This window comes from Pseudoalteromonas umbrosa (assembly GCF_030125375.1).
Lineage (GTDB): Bacteria > Pseudomonadota > Gammaproteobacteria > Enterobacterales > Alteromonadaceae > Pseudoalteromonas > Pseudoalteromonas umbrosa.
On sequence record NZ_JASJUU010000001.1, the window covers coordinates 739,105 to 758,994 of the forward strand.

Here is a 19,890-nt window from a genome sequence, read left to right on the forward strand (position 1 = left end):
AAAAAACATGATTAGTAAACTGAAGATCTTGTGTCTCTGCGCAGGTTTTATCGCAAATGCTGTGGCAGCAAATCCGTTTAATGTTTATCCATTTAAAGTACCTGATAAATATAAAGCCGCATTAAAAGATTACAGGACGCAATGGCAAAGAGTGACAGGATTTGAGCATTCAGGTTTGCATTGGCAGCAGTTTATCGTGGTGTTTTTAAATAAAGATATCAAGGTATACGAAAATAACTACTTGGAATACCTTCGTTACTATCAGGACTATGATGAAGACGACGAAGATGAGGATGAAATTGCTGAGCCAAACTTTAAATCGTACCAACCAGGTACAATTGTTTTAAAAGAAAACTTCTCTTCGCAGTCTGGTGCCCCTCATGATGCACTCACCATTACCATGATGATAAAAAGAGAAAAAGGGTATTCGAAAGGGTTTGGAGATTGGGAGTATGTTCAGTTTGATAAAGAGGGGACTTTGATATTGGCAGGGAAGGGAAGCGAGCCGGTAATAAAGCAAATGTGCTCTAATTGCCATGCAAGTATTGAAGAGCGAGATTTTATTTTCGCAAATTTCTACTCAAGGAAAAAGTAATACAGGCTAGTTTGCAAAGCCTGTATTGGTATAAAGATATTGTTTATAAATCCAGTAACTCGAGTGCCCTGTGTGCTGATGCAATTGCCCCTTCTTGCCAACCACTCAAGTAAGTTGTGTGGTCACCTGAAAACACATACGGGCCATCGCAATGGGAAAACGCTTCAATAGGAGGACGCGAAGACCAGCCGCCTTTAGAATAAGGCGTGTTTTTCCAAGAACGCGATACGGGAGCATAGACATGATCTGAAGTGTTTGGGTGGACAAGTGACATTTGAGAGATAGCATCACTGATCCGTTGATATTCTGATAGCTGCGCAAACCTATCGCCAGCTGGGCCTCCAAAAATATAACCGCCAACTAAAATGCCCAGATCACTGCCAAACTTTGCCGATGGATACCAAATTTGCGCATTGTCGGTATCTAACCAGCTTATCCCACCAAAAATTTGCTCGTTCGTTTCCCAAAATCGTTTTGACTGAAACGCAATTTTACCGGCAGAAGAATATTGTGCTTGTTGTATTTCTTGTGAAATTTCATTAGAAAAATCATGCTCAATATCTTGTAGTACTGTTAGTGGCAGGGTAACGATTACCTTTTCAGCTGTGATTGTCTTTATTCGCCCATGTTTATTTTCATAAGTGACCTCAGCGCCATCTGTTGAACGCTTGATTGCCAGAACCTTGCTGTTATAGCGGATGTTACCCGGTAATCGACTAGTGAACCCCTTCACTATTTTATCCATTCCACCTTTTGGTTGTAGCATGACTGACTGCTGGTGGAGTGATTGCTCAAAGTGAATACGGTTTTTCCATTTATCAATATATTGAAGTAGTTCTTCAAAATGAGTCGGTTCGATACCTTGTTCTGGTGTAAAGGTTCCACTATCTTGCGCTACTCCAGCTCGAGTTGATGAAGTGAAATTGAAATTGTCATCCAGTTCGCCAAAGCTTTTGAGCATTTCTAGCATATGTTGATTTTGGTTATTTGGAATGAGGTGAGAAGTGAGATTTTGGTCGATTGCCTTTGCCAAGGTTGATGCAATTAGGCCCCGTTGACTTGCGTATACTTCTCGGGATTTTAAAGAGTGTGAAGGACTGAAAGAAAAGTATGTATTTCGATTGTCGTTAATTAAAGGCTCTAACGGAATAGAGAATTCGTTACAATACGAGAGCACCCGTTTGTGTTGTGTAGAGATACGAGCAGGGCCGACATTAAAGTATAAATTTCTATCGGCAGAAAAATCACAAATTGATGTACGGTCGAACTCTTCAATCACAGATCCGTGGCGAATGGTTTCATTTCGGCCTCCTGGTCTTGAGCGAGCTTCTAGTATTTTATATTTAACACCTTGCTTTGCTAGCTCATACGCGGCGCAGAGCCCAGAAATACCAGCACCTAGGATTAATATTTCCTCCTCTTGTTCCCCTCGGTTTTTCATGGAGTTACGCCATGTTTGAATGTCGACAGGTGCAAGAGATTGATCGGCCAATACATTAGGTGCCACTGAGCCTACTAGTGCCGCGGCAGTCACTTTTTGTATGAAATCGCGTCTATCTTTATGCATTTGTTCGTGTCCTTGAATTGATTGGTTTGTATCCAAAACATTAACAGATTAAGTTTTGTTGACAATTAGAATGATTTTTTTTCATTTTATGGACGATGCAAATAATCAGGGGAACACCCATTTTAGTTGCTTATATAGGTATTATTCGCCAGATGGCGATATTAGGTCTAGAGTTGTAAAAATACGAATTATATTTGAGCGTTAGCATGAGTTTATCAACACGCCAAAAACAGCTAGTGCAGCAAAGTTTTGCTAAAGTAGAACCCATAGCGGAGCAAGCCGCTGAAATATTCTATTCAACACTTTTTGAGTATGACCCGTCACTCAAAGCGTTATTTAAAAATAGCATGAAAAGTCAGGGGCAAAAGTTGATGGCAACACTTAAAGTCGCGGTAAATTCTTTGGATGACTTAGATGCATTAGTACCCGTGCTTCAAAAATTAGCAGAGCGCCATGTTGGATATGGTGTAAAAGCAGAGCATTTTACATTTGTTGGGAATGCGCTGTTATACACTTTAAAAAAAGGGCTGGGTAATGAATGGAATTCTGAGTTACGTCGGGCTTGGATTGATGTTTTCAGACTGGTTGCAACCGTGATGAAAGATCACGCCTTTAGTACTAAACATTAAAATAAAAGGCGTATTTTTACTGATTATAATAAGTAGTTTCTTACATTTTAATTGTCTTAAACGATATAAAATTATTTTTATTAGTTTTTTTTGTCAGTATAAATATTCAATGTTATATGACCCGCATTCATGTTACTTAAATTAAGGATACATTTTACAACATGGAGAAAGGTTATGTTTAAACGAACTTGTATGGCGGCAATAACTGCTGCTGTTTTTGGAACGATCACTATGAGTGCGAGCGCTGCAGAGTCTTGCCCTAGGGTTGAAGGGTTTTATTCTACTTGGGATTATCCTGATGGTGGTGAGCTGGATGTTAAAGATTTAGCGACTGATCAACTTACGCACATAATTGTCGCTTTTGCTTATCCTCGTCCTGATGGCACTATGGATACGGTACAGGCTGATAGATACATTGATGATATTGTCGAGCATGCTCATGCTAACAATACGGGAGTGATGCTGTCTGTCGGTGGTGCAGGCGTGGACTTTTTGTCTATGGATGCCGCTGCACGCAGCAATCTTGTTGATAACTTAGTTGCATATGCCGAGTTACATAAACTAGACGGTATCGATGTTGACTGGGAAGACTGGAGTACATACAACCAGCCAAATCCGGTTGAGAGCGGATACCTTCTGGATCTTGTTAAGGAACTTAGAGAAAAGCTACCATCGCACTTAGAAGTATCTGTAGATGTACAAGCGGGTGGATGGTCAGGTATTAACTTTCATAAAGATTTAGACGACCATGCAGATATCATTCGCTTTATGGCATATGACTATACGGGAGCGTGGGGCGGTTCACCTAAAAACCACCATGCAGCTTGGGAGTACATCCATGGCGGATTAGTGCACCCGGCAGAGTGGAGCCAAAGCATGATCACCAAGTATGATGTGGCTAAAACCAGTTTGGGTGTGCCGTTTTATAATAAATCATTCCCATTGGTTAGTGGCCCTGTCAAAACATTAACTGCACGAGAAATTGTTGATACGATAGTAAAAGGCGAGGGCGTAGATTATAACCAAGGCCACTACGAACTTGATAACTATGTGCATTTTTGGGAAACGCCTGAGTTATTAAAAACAAAAACCGATTTTGTGTCTGAAAATGGTTACCCTGGCATCTTTATTTGGGAGTTACACCAAGACTCAAGAGACGATGAATATAAGTTGTTAGATGTAATTGCTAAGGAGCTACCTAAGTGTCAGCCTTGTGCAGAACAGTGGCAGCCTTACCCAAGTGTTTATAGCACAGGGGATGTAGTCAGCTTTGAAGGTAAAAATTGGCGTGTGAACGGCGGACCTTTGCATGGCGTTGAGCCAGAAACTTTAGGTCATGCACATCGCTACACTGAACTTGGTGCATGTAAGAGCTATGTATTGAATAAATAAAAATGAGTTAAATCGTGAGGCTATTGGCTGCTAATTGATGTATCGCAGCTTTAAAAATAGGCGCTCAATCAAGTTCAGAGTGACGGTGTTATTTGCAGTGCTGACACTTTGGGCTTGTCTTGGATCCTTATCAATCTTGATACCTACCTACGTCATTCTGAGCTTGCCTCAGAATCCATGTGTGCAAGTTAACATTCTAAAGTCAGATGGTAGCAAGACATAAAAAAGCTCTGTGAAAACAGAGCTTTTTAAATTCAAACTAATTTGAATTAGTAAGTTGCACTGCCTTTAGTACGTGGGAATGCGATAACGTCACGTACGTTACCCATACCTGTTACATAAGCAACTAGACGTTCGAAACCTAGACCGAAGCCTGAGTGTGGGACTGTACCGTATTTACGAAGGTCTCTGTACCAGCTGTAATCATCTTTGTCTAAGCCCATTTCTTCTAGACGAGCATCAAGTACGTCTAAACGCTCTTCACGCTGTGAACCACCGATGATTTCACCGATGCCAGGTGCAACAACATCCATTGCTGCAACTGTTTTACCGTCTTCGTTTTGACGCATGTAGAATGCTTTAATATCACGCGGGTAGTTTTTAATAACTACTGGTGCTTTAAAGTGCTCTTCAGCAAGGTAACGTTCGTGCTCTGACTGAAGGTCTACACCCCACTCAACTGGGAACTCAAATTTCTTACCACAGTTTTCAAGGATTGTGATTGCATCAGTATAATCAACTTGTGCGAAATCTTTTTCAACAAACTCTTCTAAACGAGAGATCGCTGTTTTCTCGATACGTTGTGCGAAAAATTCCATATCGTCACGACGTTCATCAAGCACTGCTTTAAATACATACTTAAGCATATCTTCAGCAAGGCTCGCAATGTCTTCTAAGTCTGCAAATGCAACTTCAGGCTCAACCATCCAAAATTCTGCTAGGTGGCGAGAAGTGTTTGAGTTTTCAGCACGGAATGTAGGGCCGAAGGTGTAGATTTTAGACATTGCACTTGCGTACGTCTCACCATTTAACTGGCCAGATACGGTTAGGAATGCTTCTTTACCAAAGAAATCTTCGTTGTAATCAACATCGCCTTTGTCTGTGCGAGGTAAGTTATTCATGTCTAACGTAGATACGCGGAACATTTCACCTGCGCCTTCACAGTCACTCGCTGTGATGATTGGTGTGCTGATCCACATATAACCTTGCTCATGGAAGAATCTGTGGATTGCTTGTGATAGGCAGTTACGAACACGTGTCACCGCACCAATAACGTTAGTGCGTGGACGTAAATGTGCGTGCTCACGTAGATATTCAATAGAGTGGCGCTTTGCTGCCATTGGGTATGTATCTGGGTTTTCTACCCAGCCTAATACCTCAACAGAGTTTGCTTGTAGTTCAAAGCTCTGGCCTTTACCTTGAGATTCTACAAGTACACCTGTTACTGCAACAGAACAACCAGCAGTAAGACGAGTTACTTCTTCATAATTATTAAGCGAATTAGGTACTACTGCTTGAATAGGGTCGAAACAAGAACCGTCGTGGACGGCAAGGAATGAAATACCCGCTTTTGAATCGCGTCGTGTACGGATCCAGCCTTTGATTGTAACTTGGCTGTCTACCGCAACGGTGCCTGCTAGTAGCTCCGTTATCGCTATGTGGCTCATCTTTACTCCAAAATGATTTGTAAAAAGGGCTTATATTGCCCAGCTAGTTTTTGTCTATATATGCTCGTCAGTGCAAATTTCAATGCACTGAGCGCAAATTCTGTGGTGACTCGTTTTTTTAACGCAATTTGCTTGTTATGTTTGGAGTCACGTGATCGGTATCTTACCCCCGTTGGCTACATAAAAAAACTACCAAATGACCCAATTTTAAAAAAATTTGACTACAATGGCCAAAATTTGGCTGATCACTGTATTTGTGGCGGTATAGAGCACTGTGCGAAGGTCGATTTTTATGGCATTATAGCTTGGTTATTAATAAAAAAAGTCGGAATGAATTTTCATTAAATGAAACAAGCTTTTATTTTAAGAGGATTACCAGGATCTGGTAAAACACACTACGCGCAAACATTAGCCGACGAGCTGGTGGCTGGTGATCAATCACAATATACAATTTGCTCTACGGATGATTACTTTACAGACGAGCAGGGCAATTATGAGTTTAATAAGGCGAAGCTGCCGCAATATCACAATTTGAATATTGCGCGTTTTATCAATGCACTCGCTGAAGGCATTCCTTTAGTCATTTTAGATAATACGAATATTAAAAAGTGGGAATTTATCGCGTATGTGAGCGCGGCGCATGCGATGGGCTATCAAGTAAAAGAAGTGATTGTCGGAGAGGTGAAAGATAAGTCACTGCAACATTTATATGCGAAACGTAATCAGCATGGTGTGGCACTGAAAACCATCAGTAAAATGGCACATATGTTCGAATGGTAAAAAGCCGACTTTTAAGTCGGCTTTTTTATGTTTTACATCGCTTCGTATTCTTCTTGCCAGAAGAACTTTTCTTCACCAAATGCTGGTTTTAAGTCGTCTAGCCAATGCGCGTTTTCGTTAAACTCTGCAAAGAATGGGCGCTGTACCCACTCAGGGTTACGTGCTTGAATAAAGCGTAGAACGAATACTTTTTCGCCGTTGATTTCTGTTACACCAGAAATCTCAACTTTACCAGGGCCTGCACTCATTGATGGACCACGCACTGTACGGCTCACACCTGATACTTGCTTGTATGCATCTCTGAAAATTTCCCATGTTTTGTGCAGTGGTAATTCAAAGTAACGCTTTGCACCTGTATCACGCTCGATGAACATGTAATAAGGGATCATGCCCATTTGCGTTTGCTCTTTCCACATTTCAGCCCACATATTTGGATCTGTATTTAAGTGGTTAAGTAAAGGCGCTTGGGTTCTGATCTGTGCACCTGTTTTACGAATAAGCTTAATTGCTTCTTTTGCAACATCAGTGCGAAGTTCTTGCTTATGGTTTACGTGTGCCATAAATGAAACATGTTTACCAGCGTCAACAAGTTCTTTAATCAGTGCTAATAAATCTTCTGCATCTGGGTCAGTTACGTATCTGAATGGCCAGAAAGTTAAAGACTTAGTACCGATACGAATAGTACGGATGTGGTCAAATCTTGGCTCTTTTAGTGCCTCTAGGTACTTACGTAGCTTCACAGTACGCATTACCATTGGATCGCCACCTGTCATCAGTAGATCTGTAACTTCAGTGTGCTCTTCTAGGTATCTGTGCAGTAACTCTTCATCGTTATTGTTGAAACGCGTAGCTTTACCAACGAACTGTGCCCAACGGAAACAGAAAGTACAATAAGAGTGGCAGTACTGACCTTGCGCAGGGAAGAATAAGACTGTTTCTTTGTACTTATGTTGTACACCCGCTACGTTTTCACCTTCAAAAGACGGCACGTTTTTGTCCATTTGGCCAGCTGGGTGCGGGTTAAGCTTTTGTCTTAGCTTAGTTGCCAGTTCAAATACTTCTTCTGGCGTATGTTCACGCTTTAATAAAGCGGCCATTTCATCATATGACTCGTCATCAAGCATACCGCGCTGTGGGAATGTTAGCTGGAACACTGGGTCATTAGGTACCTTGTCCCAATCAATCAATTCGTCGATAACGTAATTATTTACACGGAATGGGAATACGTTCGCAACGACTTTCATTTGAAAGCGCAGGTGCTCAGGCAGCTTATCAAGCTGTTCGATCTTATCAATTTGACGGTGTTGGTACACAGTAAAGCGAGGTGGCTGATAGGCCTCTGCCGGCTGCAATTGGACGGATTGTTGCATACTTACTACTTCTCGGCTTGCTAGATTTTAAAAAAGAGACGCATTATAGCAAAAAGCTGAAGTAAATTCAGGTACAAATCGTTAAAGGCCCTGAAAAAATGATAGTTTTCATCGTATGTGGTTGGATTCTATACAGACTTGTGTGAGAAATAATCACTGCGGAGATAAAAGGTGTCAGCCCATACGTGGTGTGTAAGCTGACATCCTATGATTCTAGTAGGCTTTTTGCTCAATCGCTTGATAGATACCGTCGATTAACTGAGCAATATCCTCATTAGAAGTGATATAAGGAGGCATAATGTATATCAGTTTGCCAAATGGGCGGATCCATAATCCTTTTTCGATAAAGAATTTTTGAATTTTTGCTACGTCGACTACATCAAGTAGTTCAACAACCCCAATGGCACCGAGTGTTCTGACTTCTTTGACTGCTTCGAATGACTCACAGCGGTGTAAGTCTTGCATTGCGTTATAAAGGCGGGTGACATTGCCATGCCAATCTGTGTCTTCCAGCAATTCAAGACTCGCAACTGCCGTTGCACAAGCTAGTGGGTTACCCATAAAGGTTGGGCCGTGCATGAGTACTTTTGCTTCACCTTGGCTTATTCCCAACGCGACTTTGTCTGTGGTTAAAGTGGCTGATAACGTCATACATCCACCTGTTAATGCTTTGCCTATACACAAAATATCAGGTGCGATGTCAGCATGTTCACAAGCAAACATTTTACCGGTACGACCGAAGCCTGTGGCAATTTCGTCAAGTATTAACAGCACGTCGTATTCGTCGCAAAGCTCGCGGAGCTTTTTAAGATATTTGGCATTATAAAAGTTCATGCCGCCAGCATTTTGCACAATTGGCTCAATGATGAAGGCTGCAAGCTCATTGTGATGCTGTTTAAATGTATTTTCTAATGCGACTAGTTCAGCGTCGTTTTGCTCTTCGCCAAACTTGGATTTCGGTGCGTCAACAAAAATATGCTCAGGTAAAAAGCCTTGATACATGCTGTGCATAGAGTTGACTGGATCGCAAACACTCATCGCAGCAAAGGTATCACCATGGTAGCCTTTTTTGGCAGTCATTAATTTATTTTTAGAGTGATGACCTTGGCTCAGCCAATATTGCAAAGCCATTTTAATGGCCACCTCAACACTCACAGAGCCACTGTCTGCCAAAAATACCCTTTGCAGGGGCTCAGGTGTGATCTCAACGAGCTTTTTACATAAATTGACAGCAGGCGCATGAGTAATGCCGCCAAACATCACATGACTCATTTGACTGGCTTGCTCGGTCATTGCTTTAACAAGTTTTGGGTGATTGTAACCATGCAGGGCGCTCCACCAAGAGGCCATACCATCTATCAAAGACTCACCAGTTTCTAGAAATATGCGGTTTTTATCTGTGTGTGTCACTGGATAAACAGGCAGCGGATCGATCATTGACGTATAGGGATGCCAGATGTGGGCTTTGTCAAAATTCAGATCGATTGGTTGATTTTTGTTCATTTGTAAACCTTGTTTGCTCATCACTCGTTGACAATACTAAAGCAAGAAGTAGACTAAGCCAATCACCGTCAAATTATCTGGCGAAAAAAACCAGAAAAAGAAGAGATTAAGTTATGGAATATGGCATCGTTCGTCACGATTGGAAACACGCAGAAGTAAAAGCATTATTTGAAATGCCTTTTAACGACTTACTATTTTATGCTGCGAGCGTACATCGCAAAAACTTCAAACAAAATGAAGTCCAGATCTCTACTCTTCTGTCGATTAAAACAGGCGCATGTCCAGAAGATTGTAAATACTGTCCACAGTCAGGTCATTATAAAACAGACCTAGAAAGAGAACGACTGATGGAAGTTGAAAAGGTTGTAAACCAAGCAAAATTGGCAAAAGAAAAGGGCGCAACGCGTTTTTGTATGGGTGCTGCTTGGTCAGATCCAAAAGACAGAGACATGCCATACATTGAAAAAATGGTTAAAGAAGTTAGCGCACTTGGTCTAGAAACATGTATGACCCTAGGTAAGCTAGACAATCAAAAAGCACATGCTCTAAAAGATGCAGGTCTTGATTATTACAATCACAACCTAGATACCTCACCTGAATATTACGAGCAGATCATCACAACACGTACTTACGCAGACCGACTAAACACCATTGATCACGTGCGCGATGCGGGCATGAAGGTTTGTTCTGGTGGTATCGTGGGTATGGGAGAGCAGGCTGCAGACCGTTATGGTTTATTAATGCAGTTAGCAAACTTACCAAAGCAACCAGAAAGTGTACCAATTAACATGCTGGTTAAAGTAGCGGGTACGCCGCTTGAAGATGTGGATGATTTAGATCATTTTGAGTTCATCCGTACTATTGCTGTGGCACGTATCATGATGCCAGAGAGCTATGTGCGTTTATCAGCAGGTCGTACTGCGATGAATGAGCAAATGCAGTCAATGTGTTTCTTTGCTGGTGCAAACTCGATTTTCTATGGTGATAAGCTACTAACTACAGAAAACCCTGAAGCAGATGCGGATATGAACCTACTTAAAAAGCTAGGTATGAAGCCTGAGACGCGTGAAGACTACTCAGATGAAGCGTATGAAGCGTCTCTTAACTCTGCAATTGCAGACAAAGTAACGTCAGAGCTATTCTACGAAGCAAAATAAATGGCGTTTGAATTTATAGATCAAGCGCTAGAAGACAAAGCACGTGACGCGCTGCAGCGTCGCCGTACCTGCATAGATAAAGTGTCTGCTCGTCATATCCAAGTTGATGGGCAGCAATACTTAAACTTTGCCAGTAATGATTATTTAGCGCTTGGAGATCAAGCTATTTCTGGTGACTTTGTTGCTGGCAGTAAAAGCTCAGCTTTGGTCACTGGATATCAGCGCACCCACCGATTGCTCGAGGCTAAATTGTGTGAGTTGCTTGGCTACGAGAGAGCCATGCTATTTGCCAGTGGCTTTGGCGCGAATTTTAGTGTGCTCAGCACTTTATTTCATGATAATAAAGCTGGCCAAGACAGCGCTATGTTTCAAGACAAGCTCAATCATGCCAGCCTTATTGATGGTGGGCTGAACAGCAGCGCTAAGTTAGTCAGGTTTAATCACAACGACATGGGTCATTTGCGTGCGCGTTTGGAAAAAACACGTGTCCAAAACAAGCTTATTGTCAGTGAAGGTATTTTCTCAATGGATGGCGATGGTGCGCCGTTGCATGAGCTGAAGTCTTTGGCTGATACCCACAGCGCTTGGTTGATGATTGATGATGCCCACAGTTTCGGGGTATGCGGTGAAAACGGTTTAGGCTCTGTTGAGTCCGGTGTGAGACCTGATATTTTAGTGATTACATTCGGTAAGGCCATGGGGTGTCAAGGCGCTGCCGTGCTCTCAAGCAAAAGAGTGATTGATTACATGGTACAGTTTAACCGTGAATACACTTACTCAACGGCCATGTCGCCAGCTTTAGCTAAGATTGCCTCAACGCAGTTATCAAGATTATGTGACAGCGGTAGTGCTCGTGAGGTACTACATCGTCACATTACGCACTTTAAAGCACTTTGTAGGGATGCGGGCATTCCAGTGCAGGCATCAAATAGTGCGATTCAGCCGATTGTATTGGGCGATGCGCAAAGCACGCTAAATGCGCAGCAAAGTCTTGCACAAAAAGGTATTTGGCTGACTGCAATTAGGCCGCCAACGGTGCCACACAATACGGCTAGATTACGTGTAACACTGACCGCAGCGCACCAGCAAGCTGACATCGAATACTTGGTTGAATGCCTCAAGGAGGTAATATGAGTGCGATGTTAAAACTGAATATTGCAGATAAGTTTTCACGCGCGTCTGCTCAGTACATTAAGCACGCCAATGTGCAACAGCGCTCAGCCGAAATTCTGTTTGCCGGTTTAAACCGTCGCTACAATACCATGCTGGACTTGGGGGCAGGGCCAATGCAACATCATGGCGTATTGTCGCAAAAGTGCGATACGTTAGTGGCATTGGATTTGAGCGAAGGCATGCTAAAACAAGGTCCAGAATCCGCCTTGAAAGTGTGTGCGGATATGGATGCACTGCCTTTGCAAGCTCAGTCTGTTGAATGTGTGTTTAGTAATTTTGCGATGCAGTGGAGCAGTGACTTACCAACATTATTTAAGCGTTTGAATACCGTGTTAAAAGCTGGTGGCAGTGCGCATTTATCCATTGTTATTGATGGCTCTTTACGTGAAATTGCTAAAGCTTGGCAGGGTGTAGATGGTCATTGCCATGTAAACCAATTCACGCGATTTGAAGACATACAGCAGATTGCAAGGCAAGCTGGGTTTTCGATCCGGTCGATGAGTAAACGCTGCTTGGTTGATATTTACAACACCCCACGCGAGGCGCTTAAGTCGGTAAAAAGCATAGGTGCAAACCAGTTAAACAATACAGATACGCGTCGTGGCTTAGTGGGTAAAGAAAGTTATCAAGCCTTGTTAAAAGCCTATCCACTCGTTGATGGCTTCGCCCATGTTAGTTACGAGGTGGCATTTTTGGAGTTAACAAAATAATGAGTCAGTTTTTTATTACCGGTACGGATACTGAAGTTGGCAAAACCTATGTCACAAGTTTGCTGCTGAAGTATCTTGTCTCAAAAAAGAAAAAAGCCCTTGGTTTTAAACCCATTGCTGCCGGTGCAGAAGAAGCGTTTGGTGAGCTGGTCAACGAAGATGCTTTAACTTTAATGGAAGCGGCCAATGTGCACGGCACATATGAGCAAATTAACCCGTTTTGCTTTGCGCCGCCAATAGCACCACATATTGCCGCAAGTCGTGTTGATGTACATATTTCAAAGCAGGATTTGACCAACAAACTGGCTGATGTGTCTACGCTAGGTGCTGAGTTCACCATGGTGGAAGGCGCAGGCGGTTGGGCATTGCCAATCAATGATACAGACTTTTTATCCACTTGGGTTGCAGAGCAAAACCTACCCGTTATCCTTGTGGTTGGTATGAAGTTAGGTTGCTTAAATCATGCCTTTTTAACGGCCCAAGCCATTGAGGCGTCAGGGGCAAAATGTGTTGGCTGGATTGCCAATCAAATTGATCCAAATATGGCAGAGTATGACGCGAACTTAGAGACGTTAAAGCAACGCCTTGATTTTCCGCTTTTAGCTGTCACGCCTTATTCTGAAGAAAAAGCTAAGATGCAAGTGCACTCAGCGCTAAATAGCTTACTTGGCGTGTAATACTTATATTAAAAAATAACCTTCATATTTTTTATTTATATTTATGAAGGTTATTTTTTAAAACCCTGCCAAACATCAAATTTAAGTTACGGCTTGTTGATTTAAAATCATCTATTTAATTATTTTAAAAAGTAATTTTTACATTCAATCATAAATAAATGTTTTGTTACTTATTAAACTAATAGATTATAAATTTCCTCGTTATCTTTATATCTTTACGACGTTTCGAGCATTATCAGTAAAAGAAAGGAAAATGCTATGAAATATAAGTTTGCTCCAATCAGTTTAGCGATTTTGCTCTCCTGCCAAGTCAATGCAAGTGCAACAGATCGCCTTTATGAACACCGTTGGTTAGACCCAAACGGGGATCCTTACTTATCTCTACAATGGAATTTACTCAATGATGGCAGCTTTGATAATACAGTTGCAGGGCACGACTTGAACTTGTGGCAATCGCACCTTTGGGGGCACAAAGGCCAAGGCGTGCAAATATCGCTGATTGACACAGGTGTAGATGAGCTTCATTTGGATTTGATCGACAACTTAATTTTTGACCCCAGTATTGATTCAACAGAGCCCTGGGCATCAGCACATGGCACATACATGGCTGGTTTGATTGCAGCTGTGCAAAACGATGTTGGGATCAGAGGCGTCGCCCCTGAAGCAGACGTCATTGTGCACAATAGATTGGGTTCATACATGAGCCGTCATGAGCAGTGGGCTTATCATCGTGGTGTTGGCCTGAAAAATGGCAAAACCTCGATTGCGCAAAACTCCCGAGTTTTTAATACCAGTTTTGGGGTAACCCCTGTGCATAGTACGCCTTACAACTATGCGTATACAACCACAGATGCTGATACTGGCAAAACCATTCAAATGGTGAACTTTAGACTTAGAGATGAGGTGATGGAGCGCGTCACATTATCAACAGAGCTAGACAAACGTACCGCACTTTTTGTTCAGGCTGCGGGCAATGGTCACTACCGGACATTAATAAATGCGTATGGCCCTAATGGCATAGATACGCCGGGATATCACTATGCAACAAATAATGGCGGTCTTCCATTTCACAATGCAAATAGCGGCCATTTAACCAGCTTTTGGAAAATTAATGTCAGTGGCGTGAGTGCTGATGGCAGGTTAACCAATAGCTCTACGGTGGGCAGTAATATCTTTGTTACAGCGCCGGCGGGGGCAGATCGCAACACGCCAGGTATGGTGACCACGACATTAAGCTGTGATTGGCGTCAGCAATATCAGGGCCAACAACAGACATGTACAGGTCCGCAAGATTATTATTTCAGCGTAAATGGCACATCGTCTGCGGCAGCGAATGTAACAGGTGCAGTGGCGCTGCTCATGTCAGCTGCTGAGCAGCAAGGTCACAACTTGACCGCAAGAGATATCAGACACTTACTGGCCAATACGGCAACCAAAGTAAACCGAGATATGGAAGACATTAAGTTGTCTAATGTGGTGGCATTGGAAGGCTGGTCTAGCAATGCTGCGGGTGTTGAGTTTTCCCCTTATTATGGCTTTGGCCTAGTCGATGTTGATAAAGCTGCAGAGCTTATTCGCCGTTATGCCGTTGAAAATTTACCAGCAGATTTTGTAAAAACGCGATGGTTTGGCGAGCACGACACCTTTAGCAAGCCTATTTTAGAAGATATTACACACACGACCACCTCAGAAATAGAAGTGACTGAAGATATGTTTATTGAGGGCGTGCAAGTACGTTTAAGTGCTGAACATGGCCGTATTACTGATTTAAAAGTCGAGTTAGAATCACCAAGTGGCACTCGCAGTATATTGATGTCGCCAAATAATAATCTGGTTGGACAAAACACAGATTATATCGCGCCATCTGAAAAGAGCTTGCTTGGTTATGATGATCATAAACTACTTAGTTATAAATTCTGGGATGAAAGATCTGTTGGAACATGGAAGCTACATATTACGGATATGAATGATCAACAGCGCACGATAGTTACCGACCCGTTTGGCCAACCACGCAGCCGCTATACCATCGAGAATAATAGCAAACCGGGTACATTCACCAATTGGTCAATTCGTGTACTTGGCCATACAGACAAAGTCACTAAGAAAAAGAACTTAAACTAATCTTCAAAGCTACTTTGTTGAGTCACTCCCAAAGGCCGATTTAAAGGCCTTTTTTCGTTTGTTACAATAAAACAATGATATTCATATCGAGTGGTTTATGAAGGTTTTAGTTACAGGCTCTGCCGGACGCGTTGGTCGAGCCATTTATATTCACCTAGCACGCAGCTATCACGTGGTGGGGTTAGACAGCACACCTTGTTCAACCGCAGATTTTATCGGCGATATTCGAGACGAAGCGCTTTTACATCGTGCCCTTAAAGGCGTTGATGTGGTTGTACATACGGCGGCACTCCATGCACCGCATATCGGCCATGTAAGTGACGAGATGTTTCATGAAGTGAATGTTGTAGCAACCACAAAATTAGCTGAGCTTGCCGTTGCAAATGGCGTAAAGCAGTTTGTGTTTACCAGTACTACGGCATTATACGGACATGCTAGCACACCAAATGGGCGAGCAGGGTGGGTGACAGAGCAGAGCAAACCTTTACCTAAAACCATCTATCATCATACTAAAATTGCCGCAGAGGTTACGCTTGAGGCGATAAGCAATGCGCGTGATTTTCCCGTAACTGTATTGCAAATGTCGAGATGCTTTCCAGAGCCAGTTGAGCAAATGGCGCAGTATCGGTTAAATCGAGGAATAGACTACCGTGATGTGGCCAGCGCTCACCGCTGCGCCATTGAAAAGAGGTTGCCTGGCTTTAATCGCTTTATTATTTCTGGCAAAACACCGTTTGATCCCAGCTGCTGTGAGCAATTATTTAACGATTGTGAGGCCGTTTTACGTGTACGATCACCAAAATTAGTGGCGGTGTTTGAACAGCGAGGTTGGTCTTTACCACAAAGCTTAGACAGAGTTTATGACTCATCTAAAGCGCAAAGTGAATTGGGTTGGACCTCAAAATACGGCTTTGAAAGTGTGATTGACTTGTATGATGACGGTTTTGCAGAAGTCCTACCTAGTAAAAATCAAAGCTCAGGTTAATCTTTTGGTGATTAAAAAAGCGAGTGACCTGCACTCGCTTATGATAACTTGTGATTAATCCTTTTTGCCTGAAGCGCTGGTGGCGGATTTTGGCTGCATTTTTTGAAATAGCCAACCCACACCCACCAAGCACAAACCTAAGCCAATGAATGACAAGGCTCTGAGCAGCCCCTCAAGATTAGACATATCGACCATAAAGGCTTTTAAAATCACCATGGCGAGACCAATAAAGCCAATATTGATTAAGTGTTTATGGTTAAAATGCTGCGCGACAAAAATGGTTGTGGTTGAGATCAATAACCAGACAATTGAATAGGTGTAAAGCTCCGCTTCTTTCATCCCCAAATGCCAGTTGATGAAGCCATCATTGAACAAGGTGCGTATTTCACCGTTGATAAACATAAAGCCAAATATGGCCATTGCCACATAATTAAAACGGTTAAACTGTGCTTTGACAAGTTTAAAATGCATAAACCCATACAGGCATAGTACAGGTGCAAGCCATTGGAGCCACAACCAGTTTATAACATAGCCACCTACATTTTGGCTGTATACAAATGGGCTTTCAAACACGGAGAATTGCACATGTATTAGCGTACTTGCACCGAGTAAAATGCTGCCACCAATCATATACAGTTTTTGCAGATTGCGCGTTAGCTGGCTGCGCCAATAATATACGCCCGCTAGAATTAACCAGTTTAGGGATAACACCACGCCTTCTTGATAGCTTAAATTATCAAAATTAGGATAATCTCCGACTAATAAATAGCTGGTTTCGGTGGTGACAAGTAGCGCACATAAGTGAATAAATACACCCATAAACCACGTATTAAGCGTTCTTGATGGGTTATATTTTGCAGCAAACCAGACTAAAGCAATCGCAATTGGGTAGACGATGAGTGTCCAGTGAATACCTAAAATGGCTTCATGTTTGTAATCAGCAACCCAAGGGGCCACAGACAATCGAGTAACCACAACGAGTAAAGCTGCTTTGTACAGCCAGTCAGGGATCTCAACCTTGTATTTCCAGCTTAAATAGCTCATGGATGCGACTTGCGCCGTAATAGCCAAGGTCAGCGTGCTTGCTGATAACAACATGGTCAAACATAAAGTCAGCATGGCATTTGCTAACACTAAATATGTCACACGCTGTAACGGTACCGATGATTTGGCAGCCGCAAACGCTGCGCCGGCGGCGATGAGCAGGAGTTCAAATGCCCAAACAGGGTAGAGGATGGCGTCACTGTCCACAGGCAGTGAAATATAGCTAAGACCAAATAAGCTTAGTGGCACTAACACAAGTAGCAGTAAATAAGCATGGCGTACTGCATCGCGTTTGACCATCACTACGCTAAATGCCATACCTAACAAGGCAGCGATCTGAATAAACAAATACTTGCCAGTAAATGGATAGAGGATGTCATTAAAATCGACTTTATGATGTATGTTGCCAAACATAAACAAAGCAAAACCCAGCGCCAAATATGGCCATGTATCTAGGGCACTATGCCTGTAAGCTGAAGCAAAAGCGATGGCAGCGACAATGAAAGCAGCTATCACCATGTGACTGAAAACGGGTGAAAACATCAGGTAAATGGCGAACAAAAACAGGGTGATAAGGGTTGCGACTTGCTCTCTTCTTGCCATCAATAATGACTTAATGGGCAGTGGATTATGCATGGTTAAATTAAGCCGCCAACCAAGTAGGTTTGAGAGCACATAAAAATATAGAGTTGCAACCGTGTAAAGTGTAATGGCAGCAAAGTCACCTTTATCACCTAAAACAATGGCACCGATAAACCACACACAATGGCCAACAAAACTTTGCCACCACAGCCACTTTTGTTTGACGTAATCCGCAACCCACACTGCAGATAAAGACACAAAGGCGACATACAACAACAATGCCCCAATATTATTAGACCCAGTCGAGACAAGCGCCGGTACAGCATACGCACCGATGATCCCAATGCCCGCAAGCACAGGCCCAAAGCGTAGCGCCAAATAAGTTGCGCACAAGGCTATAACCGCTAAAAAGACAAAGGCGAGGTTGGCGGGTAAGAAGTGATAGTGATTAAATGATACCAAAACCATAGCAAAGCAGGTGATCACACCGCCACTGGCAAGCGCCGCAGAGATATAGGGCGTATTCACATTGAGCTTAGTTTTAAAGCGGTTAACCAGCTCAGCACCTACTACTAGCGCACAGCCAAACAATGCGCCTAAAACAACACGCACAGCCGGTGGCATAAGGCCGGCTTCAATCGAATATTTGGCGAGGAAAATCCCACCAATAGATAAAATAAGTGCGCCCAACCAGAAAATACCATTGCCTTTGAGTAGCGTTTCTAAGTTGAACTCGGGCAGTGTAAACTGCTTTTGAAGCGCTTGCTTTGGCGGGCTTTTTACGTCCGGCTTTGCTGGGGTAGATAAGTGTGCTGGCTCTACATTGTCAGCCTGCACGGTATCAGGTTTTGTTGATTCAATTTGTATTGTGGGCTCATCAGTGGAGCGGGGTGCTGGGGCAGACTCACTCAACGCTTGCTTGAGCTTATCAATCTGCGCTGTTTGAAAGTCGATGATTTTTTGAAGATGTATAACCTTTTTCGCGAGTTTGTCTATACGAGCGCGATCTTTAAAAGCAATCACAACCCCCACAAACAAAAACAGATTAAATGCAAAGGAAAACAACTCAGTATCCATACCTTTTCCTTAAAATACTAGAGAGGTAAGATGAGTTTGCTTTAAAAACAGATAATTATCAAGTTAAGTGCAAAATACACATTACGGAGCAATGTTACTTTAGCGCAAGGTGAAGTGAGCAGTTTTAGCTGGTGCCAACCGCTTATCGCCAGCTTCAAGCTCAGTATGGATCCCGGAACAAGTCCGGGACGACGAGTTTTATATTCGTGTAAAAGTCACCTGCTGAACGACCAGATTAAAGAGTTGCCACATTCGTCACCCTGAACTGGTTTCAGGGCCCAGTTTTTAGAGGCACAAATCTTAAAAAGCGTAAGCCGAATTTTGTTCTTTCAAAGGGCTAATGACTGCTAGCGAAGTGAAGGCATTCTCTTTACGCAAGGTGAAATGAGCAGTTTTAGCAGGTGCCAACCGCTTATCGCCAGCTTCAAGCTCAGTATGGGTCCCGGAGCAAGTCCGGGACGACGAGTTTTATATTCGTATAAAAGTCACCAGCTAATCGACCAGATTAAGTAGTCGCTACATTTGTCACCCTAAACTGGTTTCAGGGCCTAGTGTTTATGGACATTAGTCGAAAAACGCATGCAAATTTATAGTAGAAATATATTGAAGTTTACGACAGGGTAGCAAATAGCGATTTAGTAAATTTGATAGAAAGAAGAGAGAAAAAGCTTGGTACGACCGAGTGGATTCGAACCACCGACCCCTACCATGTCAAGGTAGTGCTCTAACCAACTGAGCTACGGTCGTACTATAGATGTGTGTTACTTAACAAGGTTAAGTTGGTACGACCGAGTGGATTCGAACCACCGACCCCCACCATGTCAAGGTGGTGCTCTAACCAACTGAGCTACGGTCGTACTA

The 19,890-nt window shown here is 42.8% G+C and carries 15 protein-coding genes and 2 tRNA genes; 10 read left to right on the forward strand and 7 right to left on the reverse strand.

From position 1 onward, the window contains the following. Positions 1 to 7 precede the first annotated feature (7 nt). Positions 8 to 595 (forward strand): cytochrome P460 family protein, encoded by a 588-nt coding sequence (locus QNM16_RS03175; RefSeq protein ID WP_284019130.1) that lies wholly within the window; start codon positions 8 to 10, stop codon positions 593 to 595. A gap of 43 nt (positions 596 to 638) precedes the next feature. Here QNM16_RS03175 and QNM16_RS03180 read toward each other — a convergent pair whose 3' ends face one another. Continuing rightward, positions 639 to 2,162, reverse strand: a complete 1,524-nt coding sequence (locus tag QNM16_RS03180; RefSeq protein ID WP_284019131.1) for a flavin monoamine oxidase family protein — start codon at positions 2,160 to 2,162, stop codon at positions 639 to 641. Between the two features lie 206 nt (positions 2,163 to 2,368). On the opposite strand from QNM16_RS03180, the gene QNM16_RS03185 reads away from it, so the two are divergent. Further along, on the forward strand, positions 2,369 to 2,791 hold the full coding sequence (locus QNM16_RS03185; RefSeq protein WP_284019132.1) for a globin family protein: 423 nt from the start codon (positions 2,369 to 2,371) through the stop codon (positions 2,789 to 2,791). 174 nt (positions 2,792 to 2,965) lie between these two features. After that, entirely contained in the window at positions 2,966 to 4,183 is a 1,218-nt protein-coding gene (locus QNM16_RS03190) for a glycoside hydrolase family 18 protein (RefSeq protein ID WP_284019133.1), read from the forward strand. Positions 4,184 to 4,452: 269 nt separating this feature from the next. Here the strand turns inward: QNM16_RS03190 and asnS are convergent, their stop codons facing one another. After that, on the reverse strand, positions 4,453 to 5,850 hold the full coding sequence (gene asnS / locus QNM16_RS03195; RefSeq protein ID WP_284019135.1) for an asparagine--tRNA ligase: 1,398 nt from the start codon (positions 5,848 to 5,850) through the stop codon (positions 4,453 to 4,455). Positions 5,851 to 6,195: 345 nt separating this feature from the next. Between asnS and QNM16_RS03200 the strand changes: the two genes are divergently transcribed. Next, a complete protein-coding gene (locus QNM16_RS03200; RefSeq protein WP_284019136.1) occupies positions 6,196 to 6,630 on the forward strand; it encodes an ATP-binding protein in 435 nt (144 codons plus the stop codon). Positions 6,631 to 6,662: 32 nt separating this feature from the next. Here the strand turns inward: QNM16_RS03200 and QNM16_RS03205 are convergent, their stop codons facing one another. Both QNM16_RS03205 and bioA read right to left on the reverse strand, forming a co-directional pair. Beyond that, complete coding sequence (locus tag QNM16_RS03205; protein WP_052262186.1) at positions 6,663 to 8,000, reverse strand: KamA family radical SAM protein; 1,338 nt, start codon at positions 7,998 to 8,000, stop codon at positions 6,663 to 6,665. A 213-nt stretch (positions 8,001 to 8,213) separates the two neighbouring features. Next, positions 8,214 to 9,503, reverse strand: a complete 1,290-nt coding sequence (bioA, locus tag QNM16_RS03210) for an adenosylmethionine--8-amino-7-oxononanoate transaminase (protein WP_284019138.1) — start codon at positions 9,501 to 9,503, stop codon at positions 8,214 to 8,216. A 113-nt stretch (positions 9,504 to 9,616) separates the two neighbouring features. On the opposite strand from bioA, the gene bioB reads away from it, so the two are divergent. The 6 genes from bioB (at position 9,617) to QNM16_RS03240 (ending at position 16,326) form a co-directional block, all read left to right on the forward strand. Continuing rightward, the gene (gene bioB / locus QNM16_RS03215) at positions 9,617 to 10,660 is read left to right on the forward strand and encodes a biotin synthase BioB (protein ID WP_284019139.1); all 1,044 of its coding nucleotides are present in this window, start codon (positions 9,617 to 9,619) and stop codon (positions 10,658 to 10,660) included. Further along, a complete protein-coding gene (locus tag QNM16_RS03220; RefSeq protein WP_284019140.1) occupies positions 10,661 to 11,794 on the forward strand; it encodes an aminotransferase class I/II-fold pyridoxal phosphate-dependent enzyme in 1,134 nt (377 codons plus the stop codon). Then, positions 11,791 to 12,543, forward strand: a complete 753-nt coding sequence (locus tag QNM16_RS03225) for a methyltransferase domain-containing protein (RefSeq protein WP_284019141.1) — start codon at positions 11,791 to 11,793, stop codon at positions 12,541 to 12,543. Before QNM16_RS03220 ends, QNM16_RS03225 begins: the two co-directional genes overlap by 4 nt. Further along, positions 12,543 to 13,220, forward strand: a complete 678-nt coding sequence (gene bioD / locus QNM16_RS03230; protein WP_023401731.1) for a dethiobiotin synthase — start codon at positions 12,543 to 12,545, stop codon at positions 13,218 to 13,220. The genes QNM16_RS03225 and bioD overlap by 1 nt, the downstream gene beginning before the upstream one ends. Positions 13,221 to 13,478: 258 nt before the next feature. Then, positions 13,479 to 15,341: a S8 family serine peptidase gene (locus QNM16_RS03235; RefSeq protein WP_284019142.1), complete on the forward strand. Its 1,863-nt coding sequence runs from the start codon at positions 13,479 to 13,481 to the stop codon at positions 15,339 to 15,341. Positions 15,342 to 15,438: 97 nt separating this feature from the next. Then, entirely contained in the window at positions 15,439 to 16,326 is an 888-nt protein-coding gene (locus QNM16_RS03240; protein ID WP_284019143.1) for an NAD-dependent epimerase/dehydratase family protein, read from the forward strand. A gap of 54 nt (positions 16,327 to 16,380) precedes the next feature. On the opposite strand, the gene QNM16_RS03245 is transcribed toward QNM16_RS03240, so the two are convergent. The 3 genes from QNM16_RS03245 to QNM16_RS03255 all read right to left on the reverse strand — a co-directional run bounded on the left by QNM16_RS03245 (position 16,381) and on the right by QNM16_RS03255 (position 19,886). After that, positions 16,381 to 19,029: a DUF2339 domain-containing protein gene (locus QNM16_RS03245; RefSeq protein ID WP_284019144.1), complete on the reverse strand. Its 2,649-nt coding sequence runs from the start codon at positions 19,027 to 19,029 to the stop codon at positions 16,381 to 16,383. 670 nt (positions 19,030 to 19,699) lie between these two features. Beyond that, positions 19,700 to 19,776, reverse strand: a tRNA-Val gene (locus tag QNM16_RS03250). Positions 19,777 to 19,809: 33 nt separating this feature from the next. Beyond that, positions 19,810 to 19,886 (reverse strand) — tRNA-Val (locus QNM16_RS03255). Between the last annotated feature and the right edge of the window lie 4 nt (positions 19,887 to 19,890).

Bases quoted from the DNA above. Each gene is read 5' to 3' on its own strand.
- QNM16_RS03190 (WP_284019133.1), top strand. From the start codon at position 2,966: ATGTTTAAACGAACTTGTATGGCGGCAATAACTGCTGCTGTTTTTGGA.
- QNM16_RS03235 (WP_284019142.1), top strand. From the start codon at position 13,479: ATGAAATATAAGTTTGCTCCAATCAGTTTAGCGATTTTGCTCTCCTGC.
- QNM16_RS03225 (WP_284019141.1), top strand. From the start codon at position 11,791: ATGAGTGCGATGTTAAAACTGAATATTGCAGATAAGTTTTCACGCGCG.
- QNM16_RS03205 (WP_052262186.1), bottom strand. From the start codon at position 8,000: ATGCAACAATCCGTCCAATTGCAGCCGGCAGAGGCCTATCAGCCACCT.
- QNM16_RS03180 (WP_284019131.1), bottom strand. From the start codon at position 2,162: ATGCATAAAGATAGACGCGATTTCATACAAAAAGTGACTGCCGCGGCA.
- QNM16_RS03185 (WP_284019132.1), top strand. From the start codon at position 2,369: ATGAGTTTATCAACACGCCAAAAACAGCTAGTGCAGCAAAGTTTTGCT.
- asnS (WP_284019135.1), bottom strand. From the start codon at position 5,850: ATGAGCCACATAGCGATAACGGAGCTACTAGCAGGCACCGTTGCGGTA.
- QNM16_RS03220 (WP_284019140.1), top strand. From the start codon at position 10,661: ATGGCGTTTGAATTTATAGATCAAGCGCTAGAAGACAAAGCACGTGAC.
- QNM16_RS03200 (WP_284019136.1), top strand. From the start codon at position 6,196: ATGAAACAAGCTTTTATTTTAAGAGGATTACCAGGATCTGGTAAAACA.
- bioB (WP_284019139.1), top strand. From the start codon at position 9,617: ATGGAATATGGCATCGTTCGTCACGATTGGAAACACGCAGAAGTAAAA.
- bioA (WP_284019138.1), bottom strand. From the start codon at position 9,503: ATGAACAAAAATCAACCAATCGATCTGAATTTTGACAAAGCCCACATC.
- QNM16_RS03245 (WP_284019144.1), bottom strand. From the start codon at position 19,029: ATGGATACTGAGTTGTTTTCCTTTGCATTTAATCTGTTTTTGTTTGTG.
- QNM16_RS03240 (WP_284019143.1), top strand. From the start codon at position 15,439: ATGAAGGTTTTAGTTACAGGCTCTGCCGGACGCGTTGGTCGAGCCATT.
- QNM16_RS03175 (WP_284019130.1), top strand. From the start codon at position 8: ATGATTAGTAAACTGAAGATCTTGTGTCTCTGCGCAGGTTTTATCGCA.
- bioD (WP_023401731.1), top strand. From the start codon at position 12,543: ATGAGTCAGTTTTTTATTACCGGTACGGATACTGAAGTTGGCAAAACC.